This window comes from Streptomyces sp. NPDC057950 (genome assembly GCF_042887295.1).
Taxonomy (GTDB): Bacteria; Actinomycetota; Actinomycetes; order Streptomycetales; family Streptomycetaceae; genus Streptomyces; species Streptomyces kaempferi.
On the sequence record NZ_JBHVPP010000023.1, the window covers coordinates 62,992 to 89,944 of the forward strand.

A 26,953-nucleotide genomic window follows, 5' to 3' on the forward strand; every position below is an offset into this window, starting at 1 on the left:
TATGGAAACCGTCATCCTTGCTGTAGTCATCGCCGTGGTCGTGATCGGCGCACTCGGCGGGCTCGTCATCGGCAGTCGCCGCAAGAAGCAGCTGCCCCCGGCGCCCCCCACCACGCCCGACATCACCGCCCCTCCGGCCGAGCCGCGCCTCGGCGACGAGGCCGAGACCCCGCGCGACGAAGCGCGCCGGACGATAGAGGAGGTGGACCTTCCGGACGGCTCGGCGCCGTCCGGCGTCGCCGTCGAGGAACCCGCGCCCGTCATCGAGGCGCCCGCGATCGAGATCCCGGAGCCCACCGCCGGGCGCCTGGTGCGGCTGCGCGGCAGGCTCTCCCGCTCGCAGAACGCGCTCGGCAAGGGGCTGCTCACGCTCCTCTCGCGCGAGCACCTCGACGAGGACACCTGGGAGGAGATCGAGGACACGCTCCTGACCGCGGACGTCGGCGTGCAGCCCACCCAGGACCTGGTCGAGCGGCTGCGTGAGCGCGTGAAGGTGCTCGGCACCCGCACGCCCGGCGAACTGCGCTCGCTGCTGCGCGAGGAACTCCTGCAGATCCTCGTCCCCGAGTTCGACCGGACGGTCAGGACCGACTCGAACCTCGACACCCCGGGCATCGTGATGGTCGTCGGAGTCAACGGCACCGGAAAGACCACCACCACCGGCAAGCTCGCCCGCGTACTCGTCGCCGACGGCAAGAACGTGGTGCTCGGCGCCGCCGACACCTTCCGCGCCGCCGCCGCCGACCAGCTGCAGACCTGGGGCGAGCGCGTAGGCGCCCGCACCGTGCGCGGCCCCGAGGGCGGCGACCCCGCCTCGATCGCCTTCGACGCGGTCAAGGAGGGCATCGAGGAGGGCGCGGACGTCGTCCTCATCGACACCGCCGGGCGCCTGCACACCAAGACCGGCCTCATGGACGAGCTCGGCAAGGTCAAGCGTGTCGTCGAGAAGCACGCGCCGCTCGACGAGGTGCTGCTCGTCCTCGACGCCACGACGGGCCAGAACGGTCTCATCCAGGCGCGGGTCTTCGCCGAGGTCGTCGACATCACCGGCATCGTGCTGACCAAGCTGGACGGCACCGCCAAGGGTGGCATCGTGATCGCGGTCCAGCGCGAGCTGGGCGTGCCGGTCAAGCTGGTGGGTCTGGGCGAGGGCGCGGACGACCTGGCCCCGTTCGAGCCCGAGGCGTTCGTGGACGCGCTCATTGGTGAGTGATCCCGGCTTAGGCGCACACGAGAGCGCCCGTTCCCCCGGCGCGAGGGGAACGGGCGCTTCGTCGTACCGGGGGAGCGGGCGGGTGTTCGTACCGGGGAAGGGGCGGGTGTTCGTACCGGGGGCCGGCCGCTTCGTGGTACCGGCGGGCGCCGGCCGTGATTACGCGCGCGACCTGTGGGCCACGTAGGCCAGCGTCCCCAGCAGCAGCCGTGCCTGCGGCGGCCTGGTCGCCGAGTCCAGCGCGGGGGAGCGCAGCCAGCGGACCGGGCCGAGGCCGGCGCGGTCGGAGGGCGGCGCCGTGACGAACGCACCGGGGCCCAGGCCGTGCAGGTCGAGGGACGCGTCGTCCCAGCCCATCCGGTAGAGCAGCTCGGGAAGTTCGGCCGCCGCGCCGGGGGCGACGAAGAAGTGGGCACGGCCGTCCGGGGTGGCGGTCACGGGGCCGGTGGGGAGCCCCATCCGCTCCAGCCGGACCAGTGCGCGCCGTCCGGCGGGCTCGGCGACCTCGATCACGTCGAAGGCGCGGCCGACCGGCAGCATCATCGCGGCACCCGGGAACTCGGACCAGGCCTCGGACACCTCGTCGAGCGTCGCGCCCGCCGGGATCGCCGGTGCGAAGTCCAGCGGATGCGCCCCCGGCGCGGAGCAGCCGGCCCTTCCGCACGAACACGCCCCCGCGGCGGCGCGGGCGCCGGGAACCACGTCCCACCCCCACAGTCCGGTGAACTCGGCCACCGCGGTGCACTCCGACGAGCGGCCGCGGCGGCGGGAGCCGGGCCGGATCTCGCGAATCCCCCGGCTGCTGCCGATCGTGAAGCCCATGCCCCCTCCAACGGGTCCGACGCACTCATGGTTACGCCCCGGATGTGATCCGTTACTCAGCGTGCCCGCGCCCGCGCCCATGTCTGCGTTCGTATCTGTGTTCATATCTGCGTTCGTGCCTGTGCCCGTGCCCCTGGATGCCGCGCGGCCCCGGCGGCGCATGGGAGCGCTCCAGGGGTTGCGTTCTGCTCCGCACGCCCCTGTGCGCACCGCTGCGCCCACTTCTGGCTGTCCTATGTCAAGTGAATCGCGTACTGGCGATCCGGAGTTCATTCGAAGGGGTGGCGAAAGGTGGCGTTTCACGGATCGCCATGGCTGGACGGGTGATCGTAGGATTACTTTGAGTGCACGAGTCCTGGAGACGAATGCACTCGTGGGTATGCCGGAGGCAACTCGGCTTCCCGTTCGAAGGGTGAGAACCACCGGACGTGCGGCCGTATTTACCGGCATTCTGATAGGGCTTGGCGCACGCAGCGTACAAGTGGTCTCAGGGATGGGGGCGTTCCAGTGGGCGGCAACGGCGGAAGCGGTGTGAACGCTGACAAGCGCCCGAATGAGCTGTTGGGCTCGTGGTTCGTGCGCAGCGGCTGGTCGAAGGGCGAGCTGGCGCGTCAAGTGAACCGCAGGGCCCGTCAACTGGGGGCCAGTCACATCTCCACGGACACCTCGCGGGTGCGCCGCTGGCTGGACGGCGAGAACCCGCGTGAGCCGATCCCGCGGATCCTGTCCGAGCTGTTCTCCGAGCGGTTCGGCTGTGTCGTCGCCGTCGAGGACCTCGGCCTGCGCGCCGCCCACCAGTCACCTTCGGTGTCGGGCGTGGACCTGCCCTGGACCGGCCCGCAGACCGTCGCCCTGATCAGCGAGTACTCGCGCAGCGACCTGATGCTCGCGCGGCGCGGCTTCCTCGGCAGCTCGCTCGCCCTCTCCGCCGGCCCGTCCCTCATCGAGCCGATGCAGCGCTGGCTGGTGCCCACCCCCACCCCGCCCCCGGAGGAGCCCGAGCACCCCGCCGCCGCCCGTCGCGCCGGCCGGCTCTCCGCGCCGGAGCTGGAGCTCCTGGAGTCCACCACCGTGATGTTCCGCCAGTGGGACGCCCAGTGCGGCGGCGGTCTGCGGCGCAAGGCGGTCGTGGGCCAGCTGCACGAGGTGACCGACCTCCTCCAGGAGCCCCAGCCCGCGGCGACCAGCAGGCGGCTGTTCAAGGTCGCCGCCGAGCTGGCCGAACTGGCGGGCTGGATGAGCTACGACGTGGGTCTCCAGCCCACCGCGCAGAAGTACTTCGTGCTCGCCCTGCACGCCGCCAAGGAGGCCGGCGACAAACCGCTGGGCTCGTACATCCTCTCCAGCATGAGCCGCCAGATGATCCACCTCGGCCGGCCCGACGACGCGCTGGAGCTGATCCACCTCGCGCAGTACGGGAGCCGGGACTGCGCGAGCCCGCGCACCCAGTCCATGCTGTATGCGATGGAGGCCCGCGCCTACGCCAACATGGGACAGCCGGGAAAGTGCAAGCGTGCCGTCCGGATGGCCGAGGACAGCTTCGAGGACGTCCACGACTGGGACGACCCCGATCCCGACTGGATCCGCTTCTTCTCTCAGGCCGAGCTGCACGGCGAGAACTCGCACTCCTACCGCGACCTCGCCTACGTCGCGGGCCGCAGCCCCACCTACGCCTCGCTCTCCGAGCCCCTGATGCAGAAGGCCGTCGACCTCTTCGCCAAGGACACCGAACACCAGCGTTCGTACGCGCTCAACCTCATCGGCATGGCCACCGTGCACCTGCTGCGGCGCGAGCCCGAGCAGAGTGCGGTATCGGCCAAGGACGCGATGGCGGTCGCCAGGAAAGTGCGCTCGGAGCGCGTGAACACTCGTATCCGAAAGACGGTCGACACGGCCGTCCGTGACTTCGGTGACCTCGCGGAGGTCGTGGACCTCGCCGAGCAGCTCGCCGTGGACCTTCCGGAGACCGCCGAAGCGGTCTGAGCCCAGGCCGCGCAAGCGGTCCGACCCCAGTACCCCGGCCACGGCCGGCCGTCCCGAACTGCCCGACTCGGCTCCCCCATGCCAGGTCATCGGACGACCGACCGTGGCCGGTTTCTTCGTATCCGGGGAAGGTTGCGCAACAATAACGATCGCTCCGCCCGGTATCGGGCAGTTCATCCACGCGTAACACACGAGACGCCTTCGTCACTGCGGCGAAACATCGAGGGGCGTCGACGGAAACCGCGCTGCGTCAATCTCATGGCGCATAACCGGCCCACCCCTCATGACCGCTCAGGCTTCGCCCGCACGGGGCCGTACCAACGACGAGGAGACGCCGATGGCACCAGCCATCACGCTAGCCGCAGAAGCTCCCAAGCTCTCGGCCGCCAACACCGGGTTCATGCTCATCTGTTCCGCCCTGGTGCTGATCATGACCCCCGGCCTGGCCTTCTTCTACGGAGGCATGGTCCGCGTCAAGAGCACCCTGAACATGCTGATGATGAGCTTCATCAGCATGGGGATCATCACGATCCTGTGGGTCCTGTACGGCTTCTCCCTCGCCTTCGGCACGGACAAGGGCTCCTTCATCGGCTGGACCTCGGACTGGGTCGGCCTCAGCAACGTCGGCCTGACGGAGCTGTGGCCCGGATACACCATCCCGGTCTTCGTCTTCATGGTCTTCCAGCTGATGTTCGCCATCATCACGCCCGCGCTGATAAGCGGTGCGCTGGCGGACCGGGTGAAGTTCACGGCGTGGTCGCTGTTCATCACGCTGTGGGCCACGGTCGTCTACTTCCCGGTCGCCCACTGGGTGTGGGGCACCGGCGGCTGGGCGTTCGACCTCGGCGTCATCGACTTCGCCGGTGGTACGGCCGTCCACATCAACGCGGGTGCCGCGGCGCTCGGCGTGATCCTGGTCATCGGCAAGCGTGTCGGCTTCAAGAAGGACCCGATGCGTCCGCACAGCCTCCCGCTGGTGATGCTCGGCTCCGGTCTGCTGTGGTTCGGCTGGTTCGGGTTCAACGCCGGTTCGTGGCTCGGCAACGACGACGGCGTGGGCGCGCTGATGTTCGTCAACACGCAGGTCGCCACCGCCGCCGCCATGCTGGCCTGGCTCATCTACGAGAAGATCCGCCACGGCGCGTTCACCACGCTGGGTGCCGCCTCCGGCGCGGTCGCCGGTCTGGTCGCCATCACCCCGTCCGGCGGCGCGGTCTCCCCGCTCGGCGCGATCGCCGTCGGCGCCATCGCCGGTGTGGTCTGCGCCATGGCCGTCGGCCTCAAGTACAGGTTCGGCTACGACGACTCCCTCGACGTGGTCGGCGTGCACCTCGTCGGCGGTGTCATCGGCTCCCTGCTGATCGGCTTCTTCGCCAGCGGCAAGGGCCAGTCCACCGTCGAGGGCCTCTTCTACGGCGGCGGCCTCACCCAGTTCTGGAAGCAGTGCGCCGGCGTCTTCGCCGTCCTCGGCTACTCCCTCGTCGTCTCCGCGATCCTCGCCTTCCTCATCGACAGGACGATGGGCATGCGGGTCAGCGAGGACGAGGAGATCGCGGGCATCGACCAGGCCGAGCACGCCGAGACCGCATACGACTTCAGCGGAGCGGGCGGCGGCATCGTCGGCGGCTCGGTCTCCGCCCTCGCGGGTACGCAGAGCAAGAAGGTGGACGCATGAAGCTCATCACCGCCGTCGTGAAGCCCCACCGGCTCGACGAGATCAAGGAGGCCCTGCAGGCCTTCGGGGTGCACGGCCTCACGGTCACCGAGGCCAGTGGCTACGGCCGCCAGCGGGGACACACCGAGGTCTACCGTGGTGCCGAGTACACCGTCGACCTGGTCCCCAAGATCCGCATAGAGGTGCTGGCCGAGGACGACGACGCCGAGCAGCTGATCGACGTCGTCGTGAAGGCGGCCCGCACGGGCAAGATCGGTGACGGCAAGGTGTGGTCCATCCCGGTCGAGACGGCCGTCCGGGTCCGGACCGGCGAGCGCGGCCCCGACGCGCTCTGAGCGGAAGAACAGAACAGGAGCGCTGGGTGACGAGTACGGGTATGCGTACGGAAGCAGAGGACTCGGGACCCAGCGGCTACGCGGCGGCCCGGCTGCGCCTCCTCCAGGAGGGGGCGCGGTCCGGGCCGCCGCGCCGTGCGGCCCTCGCCGAACTGACCGACGAGTGGCTGACCGGCCTCTTCGGCGCGGGCACCCAGGACGGCAAGGACGGCAAGCGCGGCAAAGACCGCACGGACGGCACGCACGGTACGGACGCCGCGCGGCTCGCCCAGAAGGGCGCCGGCGGGCGACGGGAGGGCCTGCGCGGGGTCTCGCTCGTCGCCGTCGGCGGCTACGGCCGCGGTGAACTCTCCCCGCGCAGCGACCTCGATCTGCTCCTCCTGCACGACGGCAGCGACTCCGGCGCGGTCGCCGCCCTCGCCGACCGCATCTGGTACCCCGTCTGGGACCTCGGTCTCGCGCTCGACCACTCGGTCCGCACCCCCGGCGAGGCCCGCAAGACGGCCGGCGACGACCTCAAGGTGCAACTGGGGCTGCTCGACGCGCGCCACATCGCCGGCGACCTCGGCCTGACCGCCTCACTGCGTACGGCCGTCCTCGCCGACTGGCGCAACCAGGCACCCAAACGCCTCCTCGAACTCCAGGAGCTCTGCGTCGAACGGGCCGAACGCCAGGGCGAACTGCAGTACCTGCTGGAACCGGACCTCAAGGAGGCCCGCGGCGGTCTCCGTGACGCCACCGCCCTGCGCGCCGTCGCCGCCTCCTGGCTGGCCGACGCGCCCCGCGAGGGCCTCGCCGACGCCCGACGGCAACTGCTCGACGTACGCGACGCACTGCATCTGGCCACCGGACGCGCCACCGACCGGCTCGCGCTCCAGGAGCAGGACCAGGTCGCCGCGGAACTGGGACTGCTGGACGCCGACACCCTGCTGCGCCAGGTCTACGAGGCCGCGCGGGTCGTCTCGTACGCCAGTGACGTCACCTGGCGCGAGGTCGGGCGCGTGCTCAAGTCACGCGCCGTACGGCCGCGGCTGCGCGCCATGCTCGGCGGCGGCGCCAAACCCGCGGCCGAGCGCTCACCGCTCGCCGAGGGGGTCGTCGAGATGGACGGCGAGGTGGTGCTCGCCCGCGCCGCGCGTCCCGAGCGCGACCCCGTGCTCCCGCTCCGCGCCGCGGCCGCCGCGGCGCAGTCGGGACTCCCCCTGTCCCTGCACGCCGTCCGGCGCATGGCCGCCGTCGCCCGCCCGCTGCCCACACCCTGGCCCGCCGAGGCCCGGGAACAGCTCGTCACCCTGCTCGGATCCGGGCGCCCGACCGTCGAGGTCTGGGAGGCGCTGGAGGCCGAGGGCCTGATCACCCGGCTGCTGCCCGACTGGGAGCGGGTGCGCTGCCGGCCGCAGCGCAACGCCGTGCACATCTGGACCGTCGACCGCCACCTCATCGAGACGGCCGTCCGCGCCTCCGAGCTGGCCCGCCGGGTGGGCCGCCCCGACCTCCTCCTCGTCGCCTCGCTGCTGCACGACATCGGCAAGGGCTGGCCCGGCGACCACTCCGTCGCGGGCGAGATCATCGCCCGCGACGTGGCCACCCGGATCGGCTTCGACCGCGCGGACGTGGCCGTCCTGGCCACCCTCGTCCGCCACCATCTGCTGCTCGTCGACACGGCGACCCGGCGCGACCTGGAGGACCCGGCGACCGTCCGCTCGGTCGCCGAAGCCGTCGGCTCCCAGGGCACCCTCGAACTGCTGCACGCGCTCACCGAGGCGGACGCGCTGGCCACCGGGCCCGCCGCCTGGTCCTCCTGGCGCGGCTCCCTCGTCACCGACCTGGTCAAACGGGTCGCGGCCGTGCTCGCCGGGGGCGCCCCCGAGGAGCCCGAGGCGGCGGCCCCCACGGCCGAGCAGGAACGGCTCGCCATCGAGGCCTTCCGCACCGGCGGCCCGGTCCTCGCCCTGCGCGCGCAGACCGAACCGCCCACCGAGGACGAGCCCTCCGGGGATCCGGAACCCCTCGGCGTGGAACTGCTCATCGCCGTCCCCGACCAGCCCGGGGTGCTGCCCGCGGTGGCCGGCGTCCTCGCGATGCACCGCCTGACCGTCCGCACGGCCGAGCTGCGCGCGTTCGACCTGCCCGACGGCGTGCGGGGCTCGGTGCTGCTGCTCAACTGGCGGGTCGCCGCCGAGTACGGCTCCCTCCCGCAGGCCGCCCGGCTGCGCGCCGATCTCGTCCGTGCCCTGGACGGTTCCCTGGACATCGCCGCCCGGCTCGCCGAGCGTGACGCGGCCTATCCGCGGCGCCGCGGGACCATCGCGCCGCCGCCCCGGGTCACGGTCGCCCCCGCGGCCTCCCGGCACGCCACGGTCATCGAGGTCCGCGCACACGACGCCCCCGGTCTGCTGCACCGCATCGGCCGCGCCCTGGAGGACGCGAGCGTACGGGTGCGCAGCATGCACGTCTCCACGCTCGGCGCCAACGCCGTGGACGCCTTCTACGTCACCGGACCCGAGGGCACCCCACTGCCGGGGGAGGAGGCTGCTTCCGTGGCCCGTGGGCTGGAGGAGATGCTGCGGGGATGACCGCTACCGGGGCCGCTACCGGTCTCGTACGAACGCGGTGGAGACCCCACGCCACGCGGCCGGATACCCTGGAGGGCGATTCCCATCGCCCCCGACCCCTGAGGACAGACGAGCGCCGTGTTCGATACTCTCTCCGATCGCCTCTCAGCGACGTTCAAGAACCTGCGGGGCAAGGGCCGGCTGTCCGAAGCTGACATCGACGCCACCGCACGCGAGATCCGTATCGCGCTCCTCGAGGCCGACGTGGCCCTGCCGGTCGTGCGGACCTTCATCAAGAACGTCAAGGAACGTGCTCTCGGCGCCGAGGTCTCCAAGGCGCTGAACCCGGCCCAGCAGGTCCTGAAGATCGTGAACGAGGAACTCGTCACGATCCTCGGCGGCGAGACCCGCCGACTGCGGTTCGCCAAGAACCCGCCCACCGTGCTCATGCTCGCCGGTCTGCAGGGCGCCGGTAAGACCACCCTCGCCGGAAAGCTCGGCAAGTGGCTCAAGGACCAGGGCCACTCGCCGCTCCTGGTGGCCGCCGACCTCCAGCGCCCGAACGCCGTGAACCAGCTCAGCGTCGTCGCCGAGCGCGCCGGAGTGGCCGTCTACGCGCCCGAGCCGGGCAACGGCGTCGGTGACCCGGTCAAGGTCGCCAAGGACTCCATGGAGTTCGCGAAGACCAAGGTCCACGACATCGTGATCGTGGACACCGCCGGCCGCCTCGGCATCGACCAGGAGCTGATGCAGCAGGCCGCGGACATCCGCGACGCGGTCAGCCCCGACGAGATCCTCTTCGTCGTCGACGCGATGATCGGCCAGGACGCGGTCAACACCGCCGAGGCCTTCCGCGACGGCGTCGGCTTCGACGGCGTGGTGCTCTCCAAGCTCGACGGCGACGCCCGCGGCGGTGCCGCGCTCTCCATCGCCTCGGTCACCGGCAAGCCGATCATGTTCGCGTCGAACGGCGAGAAGCTCGACGACTTCGACGCGTTCCACCCGGACCGGATGGCCTCCCGCATCCTCGACATGGGTGACCTGCTCACCCTGATCGAGCAGGCGGAGAAGACGTTCAGCCAAGAAGAGGCCGAGAAGATGGCCTCCAAGCTGGCGTCCAAGAAGGGCCAGGACTTCACCCTGGACGACTTCCTGTCCCAGATGGAGCAGGTCAGGAAGATGGGCAGCATCAGCAAGCTGCTCGGCATGCTCCCGGGCATGGGCCAGATCAAGGACCAGATCAACAACCTCGACGAGCGCGACGTCGACCGCACGGCCGCCATCATCAAGTCGATGACCCCGGCCGAGCGCCAGGAGCCGACGATCATCAACGGCTCGCGCCGCGCCCGTATCGCCAAGGGCTCCGGCGTCGAGGTCAGCGCGGTCAAGGGCCTGGTCGAGCGCTTCTTCGAGGCCCGCAAGATGATGTCCCGCATGGCCCAGGGCGGCGGCATGCCGGGAATGCCCGGGATCCCGGGCATGGGCGGCGGCCCCGGCCGCGCCAAGAAGAAGGTCAAGCAGGCCAAGGGCAAGCAGCGCTCCGGCAACCCGATGAAGCGCAAGCAGCAGGAGGAAGAGGCGGCGGCGCGCCGCGAGGCCGGAGCCCAGCCGGGCGGCGCCTTCGGACTGCCCGCCGGCCAGCAGGGCCAGAACTTCGAGCTGCCGGACGAGTTCAAGAAGTTCATGGACTGACGGACCGGTGAACTGACGGACGGATCGCACCGGCGCACGGACGGGCGGTTCGCCCCGCATACCGCCGCCGTCCCGTACGTCACCAGGGGTGCCCCTCGCCGCAGGGGCGCCCCCGGCGCGTTTCCGGCGGCTTCCTGCGCGTGCTGGCGCGCATTACGTGGCATAACGTCCTGATATGAGCAACCCTGTGCCGCCACGCAAGGACCCTGACCAGCCGTGGCGTACCGAGGGCACGCCACCCGAGCCGACCCCGCCGCCCTCCGGGCGGAGGAAGATGCCCGGTGGCTGGATAGGCCTGGCGGTCGCCGCTCTGATCGTGTTCGTGATCGCCGTCCTGGCGCTGTCATTCTTCAACGAGGGCAACGAGCCGACGATCTCGTACACGGAGTTCAGCAAACAGATCGACGGGGGCAACGTCACCAAGATCTACTCCAAGGGCGACGCGATCCAGGGCGAACTCAGGACCGCCCGGGACAAACCGGACGGCGGCGGGAAGTACACCAAGTTCAAGACGCAGCGCCCGTCCTTCGCGGACGACAAGCTCTGGCAGAACCTGGAGAAGCGCGGCGTCACGGTGACCGCCTCGCCGGTGGTCCAGCAGCGCAGCCTGCTGTCCAACCTGCTGCTCTCCCTCGCCCCGATCCTGGTCCTGGTGGCCCTGTGGTTCTTCGTCGCGCGGCGGCTGCGGCCGGGGATGGGCGGCCCGGGCGGCATGCTCGGCCGCAAGGCACCCCCGAAACCCGTCGAGCTGCAGCCCGGCGCCCAGCGCACGACCTTCGCGGACGTGGCGGGCATCGACGAGGTCGCGGGCGAGCTCAACGACGTCGTGGACTTCCTCAAGAATCCGGACGCCTACCGCAGGATGGGCGCCAAGATGCCACGCGGCGTACTCCTCGCGGGCCCTCCCGGCACCGGAAAGACCCTGCTCGCGCGAGCGGTCGCGGGGGAGGCGGGGGTGCCGTTCTTCTCGGCCTCGGCGTCGGAGTTCATCGAGATGATCGTCGGCGTGGGTGCCTCGCGCGTCCGTGAGCTCTTCGCCGAGGCCCGCAAGGTCGCCCCCTCCATCATCTTCATCGACGAGATCGACACCATCGGACGGGCCCGCGCCGGAGGCTCGGCGATGGGCGGCCACGACGAGCGCGAGCAGACCCTGAACCAGATCCTCACGGAGATGGACGGCTTCTCGGGCGCCGAGGGCGTCATCGTCATCGCCGCGACCAACCGCGCCGACATCCTCGACCCGGCGCTGACCCGCCCCGGCCGCTTCGACCGGGTCGTCAACGTCTCGCCGCCCGACCGCGGCGGCCGCGAGGCGATCCTGGAGATCCACACCCGCGAGATCCCGCTCTCCCCGGACGTGGACCTGGCCCAGGTGGCCCGGACGACCCCGGGCATGACGGGCGCCGATCTGGCGAACCTCGCCAACGAGGCGGCGCTGCTCGCGGTCAAGCGCAAACAGGAGCGGGTGACGCGGACGGACCTCTCCGAGGCGCTGGAAAAGGTGCAGCTGGGTGCCGAACGCCCGCTGGTCATGCCCTACGAGGAGCGCCGCCGCACGGCGTACCACGAGAGCGGCCACGCCCTGCTCGGCATGCTGCGGCCGGGCGCCGACCCGGTCCGCAAGATCACCATCGTCCCGCGCGGGCGCGCGCTCGGCGTCACGCTCTCGACCCCGGACGCCGACCGCTACGCGTACACCGAGGAGTACCTGCGCGGCCGGATCATCGGCGCCCTGGGCGGCATGGCTGCCGAACACGTCGTCTACGCGGTCGTCACCACCGGCTCGGAGAACGACCTCGAACAGGTCACCAACATCGTCCGGGGCATGGTCGCCCGCTGGGGCATGACCGAACGCGTCGGCCGGCTCTCCGCCCTCCCCGGCGACGCCCAGCAGGCCTACGGCCTCGCCGCCGCCCCGGCGACCCTCGACTCCATCGACCACGAGATGCACCGCATCGTCGACGAGTGCTACGAGGAGGCATGCCAGAACCTCCGTGACCACCGCGACCAGCTGGACGCCCTGGCGGAGGCACTGCTCGCGAACGAGACGCTGGAGGAGGCGGACGCGTACCGGATCGCGGGCATCACCCGGACGCGGAAGGAGGAGGGCTGAGCCCTCCGCCCTCCGGGGGCGCCGGACTCGCCCGGGTGCCTCGTCCGGGCGCGACCGCATGCCTGTCTCCCGTCCGGTCCGGCCGTCGGGTGCCTGCCCCGTCCGGGTGAGGCGCCTGTCCTCGTCCGGCGCCTCACCCGGACGGGGCCGCTTGCCTGCGTGTCCGGGTGACCGGCGCGTGTCCCGTCAGGGCGACCGCGTGGCCACCTCGTGCCGGCTTGCCTACGGCTCCCTCGTCCGGGCCGGACGGCTGCCCCGTGCGGGCGCGCCGGACGGTTACCTCGTCCGGGCGATCAGATACCGGAAGACGTTCGGCATCCACACCGTCCCGTCCCGCCGGCGGTGGGGATGGAGCGCTTCCGTGAGTTCCTTGTCGACCTGGACCTCGTCGGTCGCGGCCACCGCCGCGTCCAGCAGCCCGGTCGACAGCAGCCCCCGTACCGCGCTCTCCACGTCCGCGTACCCGAAGGGGCACGCGACCCGTCCCGACCCGTCGAGCCCGAGCCCGGCCCGCTGGGCGATCTCCTCCAGGTCGTCCCGCCGGGCGGCCCGCCACCCGCCGCCGCCCCGCAGCGGTTCGGCCAGTCTGCCGACGCCCCGCAGCACGGCGGACGTGGCGCAGCGCTCCGGCGGCCCCCATCCCACGAGCACCACGGCCGCCCCCCGCCCGGCGAGCGGCGCGGCCGCCTCCAGCACTTCGACCAGCCCCTCGGAGTCACCCGCCACGCCTCCGACCGGCTCGAACGCCGTCACCAGGTCGTACGCGGGTCCCCCGGCGCCGGCCAGGTCCGCGGGCGTTCCCCGCACGATCCGGGCGTCGCCGCGCGCGCGTGTGCCGTGTCCCTCGGGAAGCAGCCGTTCCCGAGCGAGCCTCACCCGTTCGGGTGAGGAGTCGTCGACCCCCGTCACCGCGGCGCCCCGGGAGGCCGCCGTCAGCAGGGCCAGTCCGGAACCGCAGCCGAGGCCGAGCAGCCGTGTCCCGCCGCCGACTTCGAGTCGCTCGTAGACGGCCTCGTGGAGCGGAACCAGCATCCGCTCCTGGATCTCGGCCCAGTCACGCGCGCGTACCCGCGAGTCGACACGGGAGGGAGGTCCCGTGTGCCGCGGGTGTTGCCGCACGAGCGTAGGTGTCATCGAAAGCGCCCCAATCCGCCGAGAGTTGTCGCTGTGCCCCGTTTCCCCGACCCCCGCGCCGTGCGCGCGCACTTCCCCCGTATGTCAGGTAACTCCGCACTCGTCGCGGCGTCCAGGGGTTGCGGCGCGCTGCTTGTGCGCCGTCCGCGCGCGGCACGAGAATTCACGTCCCGGCAACGTGTGCCCGTACGATCGCGCCATGGCAAAGGCACCTGTTCTCACGCCCCAGGCGGACGACTTCCCGCGCTGGTACCAGGACCTGATCAACAAGGCCGAGCTGGCCGACAACGGGCCGGTGCGCGGCACCATGATCATCCGGCCCTACGGGTACGGGCTGTGGGAACGGATGCAGCAGGAGATGGACGCCCGCATCAAGGCGGCGGGTGCCCAGAACGCGTACTTCCCGCTCTTCATCCCGCAGTCGTACCTGACGAAGGAGGCCGAGCACGTCGAGGGTTTCGCCCCCGAGCTCGCGGTCGTCACGCACGGCGGCGGCAAGGAGCTGGAGGAGCCGGTCGTCGTCCGCCCCACCTCCGAGACGATCATCAACGCCTCCTTCTCCAAGTGGGTGCAGAGCTACCGCGATCTGCCGCTGCTGATCAACCAGTGGGCGAACGTGGTCCGTTGGGAGATGCGCCCGCGCGTGTTCCTGCGGACCACCGAGTTCCTGTGGCAGGAGGGCCACACCGCCCACGCCACGTACGAGGACGCCCGGGACTACGCCGCGTACATCCACAAGGAGGTGTACGAGGACTTCATGGTGAACGTCCTCGGCATCGACGTGCTGCTCGGCCGCAAGACCCCGAGGGAGCGGTTCGCCGGCGCCGTCAACACCCTCACGCTCGAAGGCATGATGGGCGACGGCAAGGCCCTTCAGATGGGCACCAGCCACGAACTCGGCCAGAACTTCGCGAAGGCATTCAACACCCAGTACCTGTCCAGGGACGGCCGGCAGGAACTCGTCTGGCAGACCTCCTGGGGGTCCTCGACCCGCATGGTCGGTGGCCTGATCATGTCGCACGGCGACGACAGCGGGTTGCGGGTGCCGCCGCGGCTCGCCCCCGTCCAGGCCGTCGTCCTCGCGATCAAGGACGACGAGGCGGTTCTGGCCAAGGTCCGCGAGATCGGCGACCGGCTCTCGGCGGCGGGGGTACGGGTCCAGGTGGACGACCGCACGGACACCCCCTTCGGTCGGCGCGCGGTCGACTGGGAGCTCAAGGGCGTACCCGTGCGCATCGAGGTCGGCCCCCGTGACCTGGAGAACGGCACCGCGATGCTGGCCCGCCGCATCCCCGGGGGCAAGGAGCCGGTCGCCCTCGACGCCCTGGCGGGACTGCTGCCCGCCCTCCTGGAGGAGGACCAGGCGCTCCTCCTCAGGCAGTCGCGGGAGCGCCGTGAGTCCCGTACGTCGGACGTGGCGACGATCGAGCAGGCCGTCGAGGCCGCCACGGCCGGCGGCTGGGCCCGCATTCCGTGGGCCGACCTCGGCGAAGAGGGCGAGGCCAGGCTCGCCGAGCACTCCGTGACCGTACGGTGTCTGGTCGCCGAGGACGGGTCGGTGCCCGGCAGCGACGACGCACCGGGTAACGTCGCGGTCGTGGCGCGCGCCTACTGAGCCGTCCCCGAGGGCGGCCGAAACGCCTCTTGCGCATCTGATGACGACAGGTACCCCGGCGCGCGGACAGCGTCTACGCGCCGGGGCGTACGCGTGACTACGTACCAGCTTGGTGCGAGCTGTGAGGCTTCTCCGCAGATCAGCGCACCCGCCCTCGTCAGGACACATCAGCGGCAACTGACGGGTACGTGCAAATTATTTGGGATGCCCCGGAATAGGAACACACAGGGCCCCAGGCTCGTTGTCACGACGTGAGCACGACACCACCTGTTCTTGCCGCAGAACTGGCAGGGGCGTGGGCCGACATTCAGCGGCACCACCCCGAACTGCCGGATCTGGCCGCGCCCGAGTCCCTGATCGGAGAATCGTCGTCCGCCTGCGGGCACGAACTCTCCTTCGAACGCCTGTTGCACGAGGCAGTCCATGGCATCGCCGCCGCCCGCGGAGTCCGTGACACCTCGCGCGCCGGCCGCTACCACAACCGCAGATTCCTGGCGATCGCCGAGGAGCTGGGCCTCGACCACCCCGACGAACCGCATCCCAGCAGCGGCTTCTCGCTCGTCACGCTCAACCCCGAGGCCAAGCGCCGCTACCGCCCGACCATCGAGCGGCTGCAACGCGCCCTCAAGGCCCACACCGCCGCGACCGCCGCCGACACGGCCCGCTCGTTCCGGGGCCCCGCCGCCCGGCACGGCTCCTCCGGGGGAGGCGTCCGCGTCAAGGCGGTCTGCGACTGCGGCCGCAACGTACGGGTCGTCCCGTCCGTGCTGGCCCAGGCGCCGATCGTGTGCGGGGGGTGCGGCAAGCCCTTCCGGATCCCGGAGGCGGTCGGGGCGGCGGCGAGCTGAGAGGACGGCTGCTCGTGGCAGCCGTGCTCGGCCGCACCGCCCGCCGAGGTGCCGGGTGGCAGCGCCGGCGCCCGGGGGGCGGCGCCGGGTGCCGGTGCCGGGTGCCGGTCAGGCATGGGCACAGGTACGTCCGGTGAGGTGAACCTCCAGGGTGTGGCACAATGTCTAGCTGTACTCGACAGTCGCATAGGACCCCTCTCTCCTCCGGCTGACGCGTCCATCGGGCACTCGGGTACCGCAACCCCACGCGGCCATCTCGCCGTGCCCAACCACGTCAAGACCAGGAGACACCACTTCCGTGGCAGTCAAGATCAAGCTGAAGCGTCTGGGCAAGATCCGTTCGCCTCACTACCGCATCGTCATCGCCGACTCCCGTACCCGCCGCGACGGCCGGGCCATCGAGGAGATCGGCCTGTACCACCCGGTGCAGAACCCCTCGCGCATCGAGGTCGACTCGGACCGCGCGCAGTACTGGCTGGGTGTCGGCGCGCAGCCGACCGAGCCCGTGCTCGCCATCCTGAAGCTGACCGGTGACTGGCAGAAGTTCAAGGGTCTGCCCGCCCCCGCTCCGCTGCTCGTCGCCGAGCCGAAGGCCTCGCGCCCGCTGTTCGACGCCCTGGGCGGCGACGACGAGGGCAAGGGTGAGGCCATCACCCAGAAGAAGAAGGCTGAGAAGAAGGACGAGGCCCCGGCCGCGTCGTCTTCGTCTGAGTCGACCGAGGCCTGAGCATGCTCGAGGAGGCTCTCGAGCACCTCGTGAAGGGCATCGTCGACAACCCCGACGATGTGCAGGTCGCCTCGCGCGACCTGCGCCGCGGGCGCGTACTCGAGGTCCGGGTCCACCCCGACGACCTCGGTAAGGTGATCGGCCGCAACGGCCGCACCGCGCGCGCTCTGCGCACCGTCGTGGGCGCCATCGGCGGCCGCGGTGTCCGCGTCGACCTCGTCGACGTGGACCACGTCCGCTGACGTAACAGGCAGCACCGGCTCGGGCCGGGGAGGGCCATCCGGCCGTCCCCGGCCCGTAGTCGTCTGCGAAGCACCGCCGCAGGCACACCGACAGGAGATCAAGCACAGTGCAGCTGGTAGTCGCTCGCGTCGGCCGCGCCCACGGCATCAAGGGCGAGGTCACCGTCGAGGTACGTACCGACGAGCCGGAGATCAGGCTCGCCCCCGGTGCCGTCCTGGCCACCGACCCCGCCTCCACCGGTCCACTGACCATCGAGACGGGCCGCGTGCACAGCGGACGTCTGCTGCTGCGATTCGAGGGCGTACGCGACCGCAACGCCGCCGAGGCGCTGCGCAACACCCTGCTCATCGCCGACGTCGACCCGGACGAGAAGCCCGAGGCCCCGGACGAGTACTACGACCACCAGCTGATGGACCTGGACGTGGTCACCAAGGAGGGCGACGAGGTCGGACGGATCACCGAGATCTCGCACCTGCCCTCTCAGGACCTGTTCGTCGTCGAGCGGCCGGACGGCACCGAGGTCATGATCCCGTTCGTCGAGGAGATCGTCATCGAGATCGACCTGGACGAGCAGCGCGCCGTCATCGACCCGCCGCCGGGCCTGATCGACGACCGCGCCGAGATCGCGTCCACCCGGGACCCCGCCGAGGAAGCCGAGGAAGAGGCGTAATGCGGCTGGACGTCGTCACGATCTTCCCGGAGTACCTGGACCCCCTGAACGTCTCGCTCGTCGGCAAGGCACGCGCGCGCGGACAGCTGAACGTGCACGTGCACGACCTTCGGGAGTGGACGTACGACCGCCACAACACGGTCGACGACACCCCGTACGGCGGCGGCCCCGGCATGGTCATGAAGACGGACCCCTGGGGCGATGCCCTGGACTCCGTGCTGGCCGACGGCTACGAGACGGGCTCGCACGGGCCCGTCCTCGTCGTGCCCACACCCAGTGGACGCCCCTTCACCCAGGAACTCGCCGTCGAGCTGTCCGAGCGCCCCTGGCTGGTCTTCACACCCGCCCGCTACGAGGGCATCGACCGCCGCGTCATCGACGAGTACGCCACCCGCATGCCGGTCCACGAGGTGTCCATCGGCGACTACGTGCTCGCCGGCGGCGAGGCCGCCGTGCTCGTCGTCACGGAGGCCGTGGCGCGCCTGCTGCCCGGCGTCCTGGGCAACGCCGAGTCCCACCGGGACGACTCCTTCGCCCCCGGCGCCATGGCCAACCTCCTGGAGGGGCCCGTCTACACCAAGCCCCCCGAGTGGCGCGGCCGGGAGATCCCCGAGGTACTGCTCAGCGGCCACCACGGCAAGATCGCCCGCTGGCGCCGCGACGAGGCCCTGCGCCGTACCGCGGCCAACCGGCCCGACCTCATCGAGCGCTGCGAGGCGTCCCTCTTCGACAAGAAGGACCGCGAAATGCTCTCGATCCTTGGATGGCAGCCGGAAGCCGACGGCCGATTTTGGCGCAGGCCCGAGGCCGTGGAAGAATAGGCCGCTGCTCTACGTCGTCCGGCGTGCGCCCCTGCCACAGGGGGACACGACGCCCGCCCCGACGCGGCAGCACTCCTGAAAACCCTTCTCCCGTCGATGACCTGTGGCATTGGCGAAGAAAGCAGATCCGATGTCTCACCTGCTCGACTCCGTCGACAGCGCTTCGCTGCGCACCGACATCCCGGCCTTCCGCCCGGGTGACACCGTCAACGTCCACGTGCGCGTCATCGAGGGCAACCGCTCCCGTGTGCAGCAGTTCAAGGGCGTCGTCATCCGTCGCCAGGGCGCCGGTGTCCGCGAGACCTTCACGGTCCGCAAGGTCTCCTTCTCGGTCGGCGTCGAGCGCACCTTCCCGGTGCACACCCCGATCGTCGAGAAGATCGAGCTCGTCACCCGCGGTGACGTGCGTCGCGCGAAGCTCTACTACCTCCGTGACCTGCGCGGCAAGGCCGCGAAGATCAAGGAGAAGCGCGACAACTGAGCTCGCGCGGAGGCTCATACGGACGCCGGTTAACATCTGGCTCCGATGAACACCGAAGCACAGCACACGGAGCGCGACCGCTCCTCCCGCCCTGCCGAGTCCGAGGAGATCTCGGACACCCAGGGGCCGGAGGGACGGTCGCGTTCCGCGTTGCTGGACCGGGTCGCGGAGTGGCTCCCCGGCGGCCGGATCACCCTGACCGCACTGGTCTGCCTCCTGTTCCTGGTCGGCTTCAGCACCTTCGTGATGCAGCCCTTCGAGATTCCCAGCAGCTCGATGCAGCCCGGATTGAGGATCGGGGACCGCGTTCTCGTAAATAAGTTGGCGTACCGTTTCGGTGCTGAGCCGCAGCGGGGAGACATCGTCGTGTTCGACGGCACCGGCTACTTCGGGAACGCCGACTACGTGAAACGCGTCGTCGGTGTGGGGGGAGACCATGTGGTCTGCTGCGACAAGGAGGGGAGACTCGAGGTGAACGGCCGATCGGTCGACGAGTCGACGTTTCTGCATCCCGGGGACAGCCCGTCGGAGGCGCCCTTCGACGTCGTCGTACCCGCCGGCAGCCTGTTCCTCCTGGGTGACCACCGCAGCGACTCCAGCGACTCCCGGGACCACCTGGGGTCGCCCGGGGGCGGCATGATCCCCGTCGGCGACGTCATCGGCCGCGCCGACTGGATCGCCTGGCCCTCGGACGACTGGGCCCGGCTGAGACGCCCCGGCGCCTACGCGCGCGTACCGGCCGCGGACGGTGCCCATGGGTAACCGCGGAAGGCCGCGCGGAGTCTCCGAGAGCGCGGCCGACAACCTGCTGCCCACCGGGACACGGCGTGCCTCCGGCGGTGCGGTACGCCCCGGCCGCGCCGAGCGCCGCAAGCTCCAGCGCAAGGTGAAGCGACGACGACGGCGCTCCGCGGTCAAGGAGATCCCGCTTCTCGTCGGCGTCGCGGTGCTCATAGCCCTGGTCCTCAAGACCTTCCTCGTCCAGGCATTCGTCATCCCCTCGGGCTCCATGGAGAGCACGATCCAGATCGGCGACCGGGTGCTCGTCGACAAGTTCACGCCATGGTTCGGCTCCAAGCCGCAGCGCGGTGACGTCGTCGTCTTCAAGGACCCCGGGGACTGGCTGGCCGGGGAGAAGACCACCAAGAAGAACGACCCTGTCGTCATCAAGCAGGTCAAGGAGGGGCTGACCCAGATCGGTCTGCTGCCCTCCGACAACGACAAGGACCTCATCAAGCGGGTCGTCGCGGTCGGCGGCGACACCGTCAAGTGCTGCGACACGCAGGGGCGCGTCACGGTCAACGGCATGCCGCTCGAGGAGCCGTACATACACGCCGACAACAAACCGTCGGATTTCCCCTTCGAGGAGACGGTCCCCAAGGGCCGGCTCTGGGTCATGGGCGACCACCGGGCCAACTCGGCCGACTCCAGGTACCACCGCAAGGAGAAGTACGGCGGTACCGTCTCCGAGAAGTCCGTCGTCGGCAGAGCCATGGTCATCGCCTGGCCCTTCGGGCACTGGACCCGCCTGAAGGAGCCGGACACGTACGCGTCGGTGCCGAGCGGGTCGGCCACGGCCATGGGACCGTCGCATAGGGTGGCGTCCGCGGATCTCAATGGATTGATCCCGCTCCCGAGCCCTGCGGAACTCCCGCTCGTTATGGGAGTGGTGGGCCTGCGCCGGATCCGGGGCAGGCGGCGGCACGGAGTGAGGAGTGGATGTGGGGGATTTGGCGGTCGGCGCACGATCCGGACACGATGGCCCCGAGGAACAGCCGGAGCGAACCGACGGATCGGCCACCCCGGCCACGAACGAGGTCGTCGCCACCGGGAGTGAATCCGGGGACGGCGGCGGTACGAAGGAGCACGGCGAGCAGGACGAGAAGCCCAAGAATCCGCGTTCCTTCTGGAAGGAACTGCCGCTCCTCATCGGTATCGCACTGGTCCTCGCGCTGCTGATCAAGACCTTCCTGGTACAGGCGTTCTCGATCCCCTCGGACTCGATGCAGAACACCCTCCAGCAGGGCGACCGTGTACTGGTCGACAAGCTCACACCGTGGTTCGGCTCGGAGCCCTCACGCGGCGAGGTCGTCGTCTTCCACGACCCCGACAACTGGCTGGCGGGCGAGCCGACGCCCAACCCGAACGCCGTGCAGCAGGTCCTCAGCAAGATCGGCCTGATGCCGTCCGCGGACGAGAAGGACCTCATCAAGCGGGTCATCGGCGTCGCCGGTGACACGGTCGAGTGCGAGAACTCCGGCCCGCTGACGGTCAACGGCAAGGCGCTCAACGAGACGTACGTGTACGCCGGGAACACGCCCTGCAGCGTCGACGACCAGGGCGGCCAGTTCAAGGTGACGGTACCGCCGGGCAAAATCTGGGTCATGGGCGACCACCGGCAGAACTCGCTGGACTCCCGCTACCACCAGCAGGACAAGTACCAGGGCTTCGTGCCCGTGGGCAACGTCGTGGGCCGCGCCATCGTGATCGCCTGGCCGCCCACCCGCTGGAACACGCTGCCGATCCCCGACACCTTCGACCAGAACCTCAGCGCGGCCGCCCCGGGCGCCCTGGGACTGGCCGGCGCGGCGCCGCTGGTGCTGTGGCGCAGGCGTCGCCTTACCGCCGGAAACCCCAGGGTTTCTGGACGAGGTACCGCCGGGTAGGGTGCCGTCCCAGATCGCCGATCTTCCGCGGGCCGTACCCAGGACCGCGGGGTCGATTCTCCGAGTCGGGGGAGCACTGGGATGAGCAGCACGTCAGGTCGTACGGACGAGGGCCACGGTCGGCTCGGCAGCGTGCTGTCGGGACTGGCCGTGGCCCTCGGCTGTGTGCTCTTCCTCGGCGGCTTCGCCTGGGGCGCCGTCGTCTATCAGCCGTACACGGTGCCGACCGAGTCGATGGTGCCGACCATCAAGGTGGGCGACCGCATCCTGGCGCAGCGGATAGACGGCAAGGACGTCAAGCGTGGGGACGTCATCGTCTTCAAGCAGAAGAGCTGGGGGGACATGCTGATCGTCAAGCGGGTCGTCGCGGTCGGCGGTGACACCGTCGCCTGCTGCACGAACGGCAAGCTGACGGTCAACGACAAGAAGATCGACGAACCGTATCTCCCCGAGGGCGAGGCCGCCGAGTCGAAGCAGATCCCGACCGTCGAGGTGCCCGAGGGACGGCTCTTCCTGCTCGGTGACGAACGCAGCGGCTCACTGGACTCGACGGCGCACCTCACCGAGGCATTCAACGGCACGGTGCCGCGCGCCGCGGTGAAGGGCCGCGTCGACGCCGTCGCCTGGCCCATGAAGGGCATGCTGAAGCGGCCCACGGGCTTCGAGACGCTCGGCGGGATCTCGACGCCGGGTCCGCTGCGGCCGATCCTTACCGCGGTGGTGGCGGGCGCGGTGCTCGTGCTGGGCGGGGCGGCGGTCGGCCCGGTCGCCAAGCGCCTCGGACGGCGGCGCGGCCGGGGGCGGACGGAGCCGGTCGGTGTCGGCTGAGCCGCCCGGACAGCCCGGCCCGTCCGCGGCGTCACCGGGGCCGGCCGTGTCGTCGGAACGGATCTCGGGCGCGGACCCTGATACGGACTCGTACGCCGGCGGACTGCGGAAAGTCGCCAGGGTGGTGCTCCTCGACGCGCAGGAGCGCATCCTGCTGCTGCACGGTCATGAGCCGGACGATCCCGCGGACGACTGGTGGTTCACGCCCGGCGGCGGCCTGGAGGGCGACGAGACCCGCGAGGAGGCCGCGCTGCGGGAACTCGTGGAGGAGACCGGCATCACCGAGGTCGAACTGGGCCCGGTGCTGTGGCGGCGAAAATGTTCGTTCCCCTTCGCGGGACGCCGCTGGGACCAGGACGAATGGTACTTCCTGGCCCGTACGACCCAGACGGGAACCGTCGCCGCCGGGCTGACGGAGCTGGAACGGCGAAGTGTCGCCGGAGCGCGCTGGTGGACGTGCCGGGAACTGACCGAAGCACATGAGACGGTGTATCCGACCAGGCTCGCCGAGCTGCTGCGCAGGCTGCTCGACGAGGGTCCCCCGGCCAGGCCCGAGGTCCTCGACACCGAAATCGTCTAGGGGCTCGCGGGGCTGGCGCACAATAGGGGGACGCACGGCTGAAGGGGAACATGCCATGAGCGCCGAGGACCTCGAGAAGTACGAGACCGAGATGGAGCTGAAGCTCTATCGGGAGTACCGCGATGTCGTCGGTCTGTTCAAATACGTGATCGAGACCGAACGGCGCTTCTACCTCACCAACGACTACGAGATGCAGGTGCACTCGGTCCAGGGCGAGGTTTTCTTCGAGGTGTCCATGGCGGACGCCTGGGTGTGGGACATGTACAGGCCCGCGCGCTTCGTGAAACAGGTGCGGGTGCTCACATTCAAGGACGTGAACATCGAGGAGCTGAACAAGAGCGATCTGGAGCTGCCCGGCGGGTGACCGCCCCGGTGGATCCGATGATCGCGTGAGTGCGACCGGCGGTCGCCGACGGGCGATGATCACTCGTGAGGGTGATGGAGTTGTCCCCAGTCGGCCGCCTGTCCACCAAGATCCAACAGCGGGCGGGGACGGCCGCAATGTGGGCGCCGGAGGTGGTGCCGACATGAAGACGTCCAAGGCACGCAACGCACTCGGCACATACGGCGAGGACCTGGCCGCACGGCGGCTGACCGAGGCCGGAATGACCGTCCTGGCGCGCAACTGGCGCTCCGGCAGGGCCGGCGAGATCGACATCGTGGCCCGGGACGGCGACGCGCTCGTCGTCTGCGAGGTCAAGACACGCAGGACGGGCGCCTTCGAGCACCCGATGGCGGCCGTCACCCCGGCCAAGGCACAGCGCCTGCGCGGCCTGGCGGAGCGCTGGCTCCAGGAACACGGCGGGGCACCGCCCGGCGGTGTCCGCATCGACCTGATCGGTGTCCTCCTCCCCGCCCGCGGCGCACCCGTGGTCGAGCACGCCCGAGGGGTGGCCTGATGGGGTTCGCGCGTACGTGCTCGGTGGCCCTCGTCGGCGTCGAGGGCGTCGTGGTGGAGGTCCAGGCGGACCTGGAACCGGGCGTCGCGGCGTTCACCCTGGTCGGCCTCCCCGACAAGAGCCTGTCGGAGAGCAGGGACCGGGTCCGCGCGGCAGTGGTGAACTCCGGCGCGGTGTGGCCCCAGAAGAAGCTCACCGTGGGTCTCAGCCCGGCCTCGGTACCCAAGGGCGGCAGCGGATTCGACCTCGCCGTCGCCTGCGCGGTGCTGGGCGCCGCGGAGCGGATCGATCCCCGGGTGCTCTCCGACATCGTGATGATCGGCGAGCTGGGACTCGACGGGCGCGTCCGGCCGGTGCGGGGAGTGCTGCCCGCGGTCCTCGCCGCGGCCGACGCGGGGTACGAACAGGTGGTGGTGCCCGAGTGCGCGGCCGCCGAGGCCACACTGGTGCCGGGCGTCTCCGTGCTCGGCGTGCGCAGCCTGGGCCAGCTGATCGCCGTGCTCACCGACGAGCCGGTCCCCGAGGAGGATCCCGACGAAGCGGGCCGCCCCAGCCCGCTGCTGGCCGGCCTGCGCATGCCGGGCACCGGCGCGGCCACCGGCATGCACGGCGTGGGCGGCGCCCAGCACGACCACGGCCACGACCTCGCCGACGTCGTCGGCCAGCGCTCCGCGCGCACCGCCGTGGAGGTCGCGGCGGCAGGCGGCCACCACCTCTTCCTGGAGGGCCCACCAGGAGCGGGCAAGACGATGCTCGCCGAGCGGCTGCCCGCCGTCCTGCCACCGCTCACCAGGGGCGAGTCCCTGGAGGTCACGGCCGTCCACTCGGTCGCCGGCCTGCTGCCACCGGGCAAACCCCTGGTCGACACCGCCCCGTACTGCGCGCCCCACCACTCGGCGACCATGCAGGCCCTCGTCGGAGGAGGCCACGGAATCGCACGGCCGGGCGCCGTGTCGCTCGCCCACCGGGGAGTGCTCTTCCTCGACGAGACCCCGGAATTCAGCGGCCAGGCCCTCGACGCGCTGCGCCAGCCCCTGGAGGCCGGACACGTGGTGATCGCGCGCAGCGCGGGGGTGGTGCGGTTTCCGGCGCGGTTCCTGATGGTGCTCGCGGCGAACCCCTGCCCGTGCGGGCGCTTCTCGCAGCTCGACGACCTGTGCGACTGCCCACCCTCCGCCGTCCGCCGCTATCAGGCCAGACTCTCCGGCCCGCTGCTCGACCGGGTCGATCTACGCGTCGAGGTGGACCGCGTCACCCGCTCCGAGCTGACCGGGCGCGGGGCGCGGGGCGAATCCACGGAGACCGTCGCCGGCCGCGTACGAGCGGCCAGAGAACGGGCCGCGGCACGACTGGCGGACACCCCCTGGCGGACGAACAGCGAGGTTCCGGGCCACGAGCTGCGCACCCGGTGGCACGCGTCGCCGGGCGCGCTGGACGAGGCGGAGCGGAGCCTGGACCGGGGCGTGCTGAGCGCCCGGGGCCTCGACCGGGTGCTACGCGTCGCCTGGACCGTCGCGGACCTCGTGGGACACGACCGGCCCGACGCGACGGATGTCGCCCTCGCGCTGCAACTGCGCACCGGCGTGCCGCGCGGGGTGCCGATGGCGATCGGCGCGCTGTCGTGAACCACGACAGCCCGCCCGGGGAGAGCACGGGCCAGGAAGCCAGCAACCGGGAAGACGCACGCGGAGAGGACAGGAGTCGGGAAGACGCACGCGGAGAGGACAGGAGTCGGGAAGACGCACGCGGAGAGGACAGGAGCCGGGAAGACGCACGCCGAGACGCCAGGAGTCGGAAAGACGCACGCGGAGAGGACAGGAGCCGGGAGGGCGCGCACCGGCAGGACCCGGTCCGTGCGGACGAGCGCACGCACCGGGCATTTCTCGCCCGCGTCGCCGAACCGGGCGACGCGGTCTTCGGGCGCTGGATCCGTGAGGCGGGGGCGGAGCGGGCCGTCCGGGGGCTCCTGGACGGCGGGGAGCGGCCGCGGGGGGTGACGGACGGGAGATGGGAGGGACTGCGGGCGCGGGCCGAGCGGGCCGACCCGGAGCGGGACCTCGCGGACGCCCATGCGGCCGGTATCCGGTTCGTGTGCCCGGGGGACTCCGAGTGGCCCGCGCAGCTCGACGATCTCGGGGACGGCCGCCCCGTCGGACTCTGGGTACGAGGACGCCCCAGCCTGCGGATGTGGGCGCTGCGGTCCGTCGCCCTCGTCGGAGCGCGGGCCTGTACGGAGTACGGCGCCCACATGGCGGCCACCCTCGGCGCCGGGCTGGCCGAGCGAGGCTGGGTGGTGGTGTCGGGCGGCGCCTACGGTGTGGACGGCGCCGCGCACCGCGGCGCACTGGCGGCAGGCGGCGCCACCGTCGCCGTGCTGGCCTGCGGAGTCGACCGACCCTACCCCCGCGGGCACACCGAGTTGATCACCAGGATCGCCGAACAGGGCCTGGTCGTCGGCGAGTTGCCGCCGGGAGAGCATCCCACGCCGAGCAGGTTCATCCTCCGCAACCGGGTCATCGCGGCGCTCACCCGGGGGACCGTGGTCGTCGAGGCCGCCTATCGCAGTGGCGCCCTGGTCACGGCGCGCGCCGCACAGCGGCTGGGCAGGTTCGCGATGGGGGTGCCCGGCCCTGTCACCAGCGGGTTGTCGGCCGGGGTGCACGAACTGCTGCGGGGGGAGGCGGCGCTGGTCACCGACGCCGCGGAAGTCGCGGAACTGGTCGGCGACATGGGTGAGCTGGCCCCGGACAGGCGAGGGCCCGTGCTGCCGCGCGACCTGCTGGACCCGGGTGCCGGACGGGTGCTCGCCGCGCTGCCGGCCCGCGGACTGGCGGGAGCGGAGGAGATCGCCCGCGGGGCGGGAACCACGACGGACGACGCGGTCGGGAGACTGTACGAACTCCGCTCGCTCGGGTTCGTCGAACGACACGGCGACGGCTGGAAGTTGACACGCCAGATGATGATCCCGGTCCACGATGATCGTCGCGGGCGCTGACCGAGCGTGTTCGGCCGTCCGGGCGAACGCCGACACCCTTGATAAAAACCGCAGTTGG

Annotated in this window: 25 protein-coding genes; 23 read left to right on the forward strand and 2 right to left on the reverse strand. The window is 71.1% G+C overall.

What is annotated here, in order from left to right; translation table 11 throughout:
- Window position 1 precedes the first annotated feature (1 nt).
- Entirely contained in the window at window positions 2-1,213 is a 1,212-nt protein-coding gene (ftsY, locus tag ACFVTC_RS32715; RefSeq protein WP_390132083.1) for a signal recognition particle-docking protein FtsY, read from the forward strand.
- A gap of 159 nt (window positions 1,214-1,372) precedes the next feature.
- Here the strand turns inward: ftsY and ACFVTC_RS32720 are convergent, their stop codons facing one another.
- Window positions 1,373-2,035, reverse strand: coding sequence for a bifunctional DNA primase/polymerase (locus ACFVTC_RS32720; RefSeq protein WP_390132084.1), 663 nt, complete (start codon window positions 2,033-2,035; stop codon window positions 1,373-1,375).
- 507 nt (window positions 2,036-2,542) lie between these two features.
- Here ACFVTC_RS32720 and ACFVTC_RS32725 point away from each other — a divergent pair.
- From ACFVTC_RS32725 to ftsH, 6 genes are all read left to right on the forward strand, one after another.
- Complete coding sequence (locus tag ACFVTC_RS32725) at window positions 2,543-4,018, forward strand: hypothetical protein (protein ID WP_390132085.1); 1,476 nt, start codon at window positions 2,543-2,545, stop codon at window positions 4,016-4,018.
- 337 nt (window positions 4,019-4,355) lie between these two features.
- Entirely contained in the window at window positions 4,356-5,693 is a 1,338-nt protein-coding gene (locus tag ACFVTC_RS32730; RefSeq protein ID WP_390132086.1) for an ammonium transporter, read from the forward strand.
- A complete protein-coding gene (locus tag ACFVTC_RS32735) occupies window positions 5,690-6,028 on the forward strand; it encodes a P-II family nitrogen regulator (protein WP_054235369.1) in 339 nt (112 codons plus the stop codon). Before ACFVTC_RS32730 ends, ACFVTC_RS32735 begins: the two co-directional genes overlap by 4 nt.
- A gap of 26 nt (window positions 6,029-6,054) precedes the next feature.
- Complete coding sequence (locus tag ACFVTC_RS32740) at window positions 6,055-8,604, forward strand: [protein-PII] uridylyltransferase (protein WP_390132087.1); 2,550 nt, start codon at window positions 6,055-6,057, stop codon at window positions 8,602-8,604.
- A gap of 117 nt (window positions 8,605-8,721) precedes the next feature.
- Window positions 8,722-10,275: a signal recognition particle protein gene (gene ffh / locus ACFVTC_RS32745; RefSeq protein ID WP_390132088.1), complete on the forward strand. Its 1,554-nt coding sequence runs from the start codon at window positions 8,722-8,724 to the stop codon at window positions 10,273-10,275.
- A gap of 175 nt (window positions 10,276-10,450) precedes the next feature.
- Complete coding sequence (ftsH, locus tag ACFVTC_RS32750) at window positions 10,451-12,388, forward strand: ATP-dependent zinc metalloprotease FtsH (protein ID WP_390132089.1); 1,938 nt, start codon at window positions 10,451-10,453, stop codon at window positions 12,386-12,388.
- 276 nt (window positions 12,389-12,664) lie between these two features.
- On the opposite strand, the gene ACFVTC_RS32755 is transcribed toward ftsH, so the two are convergent.
- On the reverse strand, window positions 12,665-13,522 hold the full coding sequence (locus ACFVTC_RS32755; protein WP_390132090.1) for an SAM-dependent methyltransferase: 858 nt from the start codon (window positions 13,520-13,522) through the stop codon (window positions 12,665-12,667).
- Between the two features lie 199 nt (window positions 13,523-13,721).
- Between ACFVTC_RS32755 and proS the strand changes: the two genes are divergently transcribed.
- The 16 genes from proS (at window position 13,722) to dprA (ending at window position 26,895) form a co-directional block, all read left to right on the forward strand.
- Complete coding sequence (gene proS, locus ACFVTC_RS32760) at window positions 13,722-15,137, forward strand: proline--tRNA ligase (protein WP_390132091.1); 1,416 nt, start codon at window positions 13,722-13,724, stop codon at window positions 15,135-15,137.
- A gap of 251 nt (window positions 15,138-15,388) precedes the next feature.
- Window positions 15,389-15,985 (forward strand): hypothetical protein, encoded by a 597-nt coding sequence (locus ACFVTC_RS32765; protein ID WP_390132092.1) that lies wholly within the window; start codon window positions 15,389-15,391, stop codon window positions 15,983-15,985.
- A 298-nt stretch (window positions 15,986-16,283) separates the two neighbouring features.
- Entirely contained in the window at window positions 16,284-16,712 is a 429-nt protein-coding gene (gene rpsP, locus ACFVTC_RS32770) for a 30S ribosomal protein S16 (RefSeq protein ID WP_390132093.1), read from the forward strand.
- 2 nt (window positions 16,713-16,714) lie between these two features.
- Window positions 16,715-16,954, forward strand: a complete 240-nt coding sequence (locus ACFVTC_RS32775; RefSeq protein ID WP_005479813.1) for an RNA-binding protein — start codon at window positions 16,715-16,717, stop codon at window positions 16,952-16,954.
- 107 nt (window positions 16,955-17,061) lie between these two features.
- Window positions 17,062-17,625: a ribosome maturation factor RimM gene (gene rimM / locus ACFVTC_RS32780; protein ID WP_390132094.1), complete on the forward strand. Its 564-nt coding sequence runs from the start codon at window positions 17,062-17,064 to the stop codon at window positions 17,623-17,625.
- A complete protein-coding gene (gene trmD, locus ACFVTC_RS32785) occupies window positions 17,625-18,446 on the forward strand; it encodes a tRNA (guanosine(37)-N1)-methyltransferase TrmD (protein ID WP_390132095.1) in 822 nt (273 codons plus the stop codon). The genes rimM and trmD overlap by 1 nt, the downstream gene beginning before the upstream one ends.
- A 130-nt stretch (window positions 18,447-18,576) precedes the next feature.
- Window positions 18,577-18,927, forward strand: a complete 351-nt coding sequence (gene rplS / locus ACFVTC_RS32790; RefSeq protein ID WP_037741626.1) for a 50S ribosomal protein L19 — start codon at window positions 18,577-18,579, stop codon at window positions 18,925-18,927.
- A 45-nt stretch (window positions 18,928-18,972) separates the two neighbouring features.
- Entirely contained in the window at window positions 18,973-19,689 is a 717-nt protein-coding gene (lepB, locus tag ACFVTC_RS32795) for a signal peptidase I (protein ID WP_390132096.1), read from the forward strand.
- Window positions 19,682-20,764: a signal peptidase I gene (gene lepB, locus ACFVTC_RS32800; RefSeq protein ID WP_390132097.1), complete on the forward strand. Its 1,083-nt coding sequence runs from the start codon at window positions 19,682-19,684 to the stop codon at window positions 20,762-20,764. Before lepB (ACFVTC_RS32795) ends, lepB (ACFVTC_RS32800) begins: the two co-directional genes overlap by 8 nt.
- Window positions 20,649-21,593 carry a signal peptidase I gene (gene lepB, locus ACFVTC_RS32805; protein WP_390132098.1) on the forward strand — a complete coding sequence of 315 codons (945 nt, stop codon included), beginning with the start codon at window positions 20,649-20,651 and terminating at the stop codon, window positions 21,591-21,593. Before lepB (ACFVTC_RS32800) ends, lepB (ACFVTC_RS32805) begins: the two co-directional genes overlap by 116 nt.
- Before the next feature lie 81 nt (window positions 21,594-21,674).
- On the forward strand, window positions 21,675-22,421 hold the full coding sequence (gene lepB / locus ACFVTC_RS32810) for a signal peptidase I (RefSeq protein ID WP_390132099.1): 747 nt from the start codon (window positions 21,675-21,677) through the stop codon (window positions 22,419-22,421).
- A 46-nt stretch (window positions 22,422-22,467) separates the two neighbouring features.
- Entirely contained in the window at window positions 22,468-23,001 is a 534-nt protein-coding gene (locus tag ACFVTC_RS32815; RefSeq protein ID WP_390132181.1) for an NUDIX hydrolase, read from the forward strand.
- A gap of 55 nt (window positions 23,002-23,056) precedes the next feature.
- Window positions 23,057-23,365 carry a DUF2469 domain-containing protein gene (locus tag ACFVTC_RS32820; protein WP_003965949.1) on the forward strand — a complete coding sequence of 103 codons (309 nt, stop codon included), beginning with the start codon at window positions 23,057-23,059 and terminating at the stop codon, window positions 23,363-23,365.
- Window positions 23,366-23,528: 163 nt separating this feature from the next.
- Window positions 23,529-23,900 (forward strand): YraN family protein, encoded by a 372-nt coding sequence (locus ACFVTC_RS32825; RefSeq protein ID WP_390132100.1) that lies wholly within the window; start codon window positions 23,529-23,531, stop codon window positions 23,898-23,900.
- Window positions 23,900-25,525: a YifB family Mg chelatase-like AAA ATPase gene (locus ACFVTC_RS32830; RefSeq protein ID WP_390132101.1), complete on the forward strand. Its 1,626-nt coding sequence runs from the start codon at window positions 23,900-23,902 to the stop codon at window positions 25,523-25,525. The genes ACFVTC_RS32825 and ACFVTC_RS32830 overlap by 1 nt, the downstream gene beginning before the upstream one ends.
- Window positions 25,522-26,895: a DNA-processing protein DprA gene (gene dprA, locus ACFVTC_RS32835; protein ID WP_390132102.1), complete on the forward strand. Its 1,374-nt coding sequence runs from the start codon at window positions 25,522-25,524 to the stop codon at window positions 26,893-26,895. The genes ACFVTC_RS32830 and dprA overlap by 4 nt, the downstream gene beginning before the upstream one ends.
- The last annotated feature ends 58 nt before the right edge of the window (window positions 26,896-26,953 follow it).

Bases quoted from the DNA above. Each gene is read 5' to 3' on its own strand.
- ftsY (WP_390132083.1), top strand. From the start codon at position 2: ATGGAAACCGTCATCCTTGCTGTAGTCATCGCCGTGGTCGTGATCGGC.
- ACFVTC_RS32720 (WP_390132084.1), bottom strand. From the start codon at position 2,035: ATGGGCTTCACGATCGGCAGCAGCCGGGGGATTCGCGAGATCCGGCCC.
- ACFVTC_RS32730 (WP_390132086.1), top strand. From the start codon at position 4,356: ATGGCACCAGCCATCACGCTAGCCGCAGAAGCTCCCAAGCTCTCGGCC.
- ACFVTC_RS32735 (WP_054235369.1), top strand. From the start codon at position 5,690: ATGAAGCTCATCACCGCCGTCGTGAAGCCCCACCGGCTCGACGAGATC.
- ftsH (WP_390132089.1), top strand. From the start codon at position 10,451: ATGAGCAACCCTGTGCCGCCACGCAAGGACCCTGACCAGCCGTGGCGT.
- ACFVTC_RS32755 (WP_390132090.1), bottom strand. From the start codon at position 13,522: ATGACACCTACGCTCGTGCGGCAACACCCGCGGCACACGGGACCTCCC.
- proS (WP_390132091.1), top strand. From the start codon at position 13,722: ATGGCAAAGGCACCTGTTCTCACGCCCCAGGCGGACGACTTCCCGCGC.
- ACFVTC_RS32775 (WP_005479813.1), top strand. From the start codon at position 16,715: ATGCTCGAGGAGGCTCTCGAGCACCTCGTGAAGGGCATCGTCGACAAC.
- trmD (WP_390132095.1), top strand. From the start codon at position 17,625: ATGCGGCTGGACGTCGTCACGATCTTCCCGGAGTACCTGGACCCCCTG.
- rplS (WP_037741626.1), top strand. From the start codon at position 18,577: ATGTCTCACCTGCTCGACTCCGTCGACAGCGCTTCGCTGCGCACCGAC.
- lepB (WP_390132096.1), top strand. From the start codon at position 18,973: ATGAACACCGAAGCACAGCACACGGAGCGCGACCGCTCCTCCCGCCCT.
- lepB (WP_390132097.1), top strand. From the start codon at position 19,682: ATGGGTAACCGCGGAAGGCCGCGCGGAGTCTCCGAGAGCGCGGCCGAC.
- lepB (WP_390132099.1), top strand. From the start codon at position 21,675: ATGAGCAGCACGTCAGGTCGTACGGACGAGGGCCACGGTCGGCTCGGC.
- ACFVTC_RS32820 (WP_003965949.1), top strand. From the start codon at position 23,057: ATGAGCGCCGAGGACCTCGAGAAGTACGAGACCGAGATGGAGCTGAAG.
- ACFVTC_RS32825 (WP_390132100.1), top strand. From the start codon at position 23,529: ATGAAGACGTCCAAGGCACGCAACGCACTCGGCACATACGGCGAGGAC.
- ACFVTC_RS32830 (WP_390132101.1), top strand. From the start codon at position 23,900: ATGGGGTTCGCGCGTACGTGCTCGGTGGCCCTCGTCGGCGTCGAGGGC.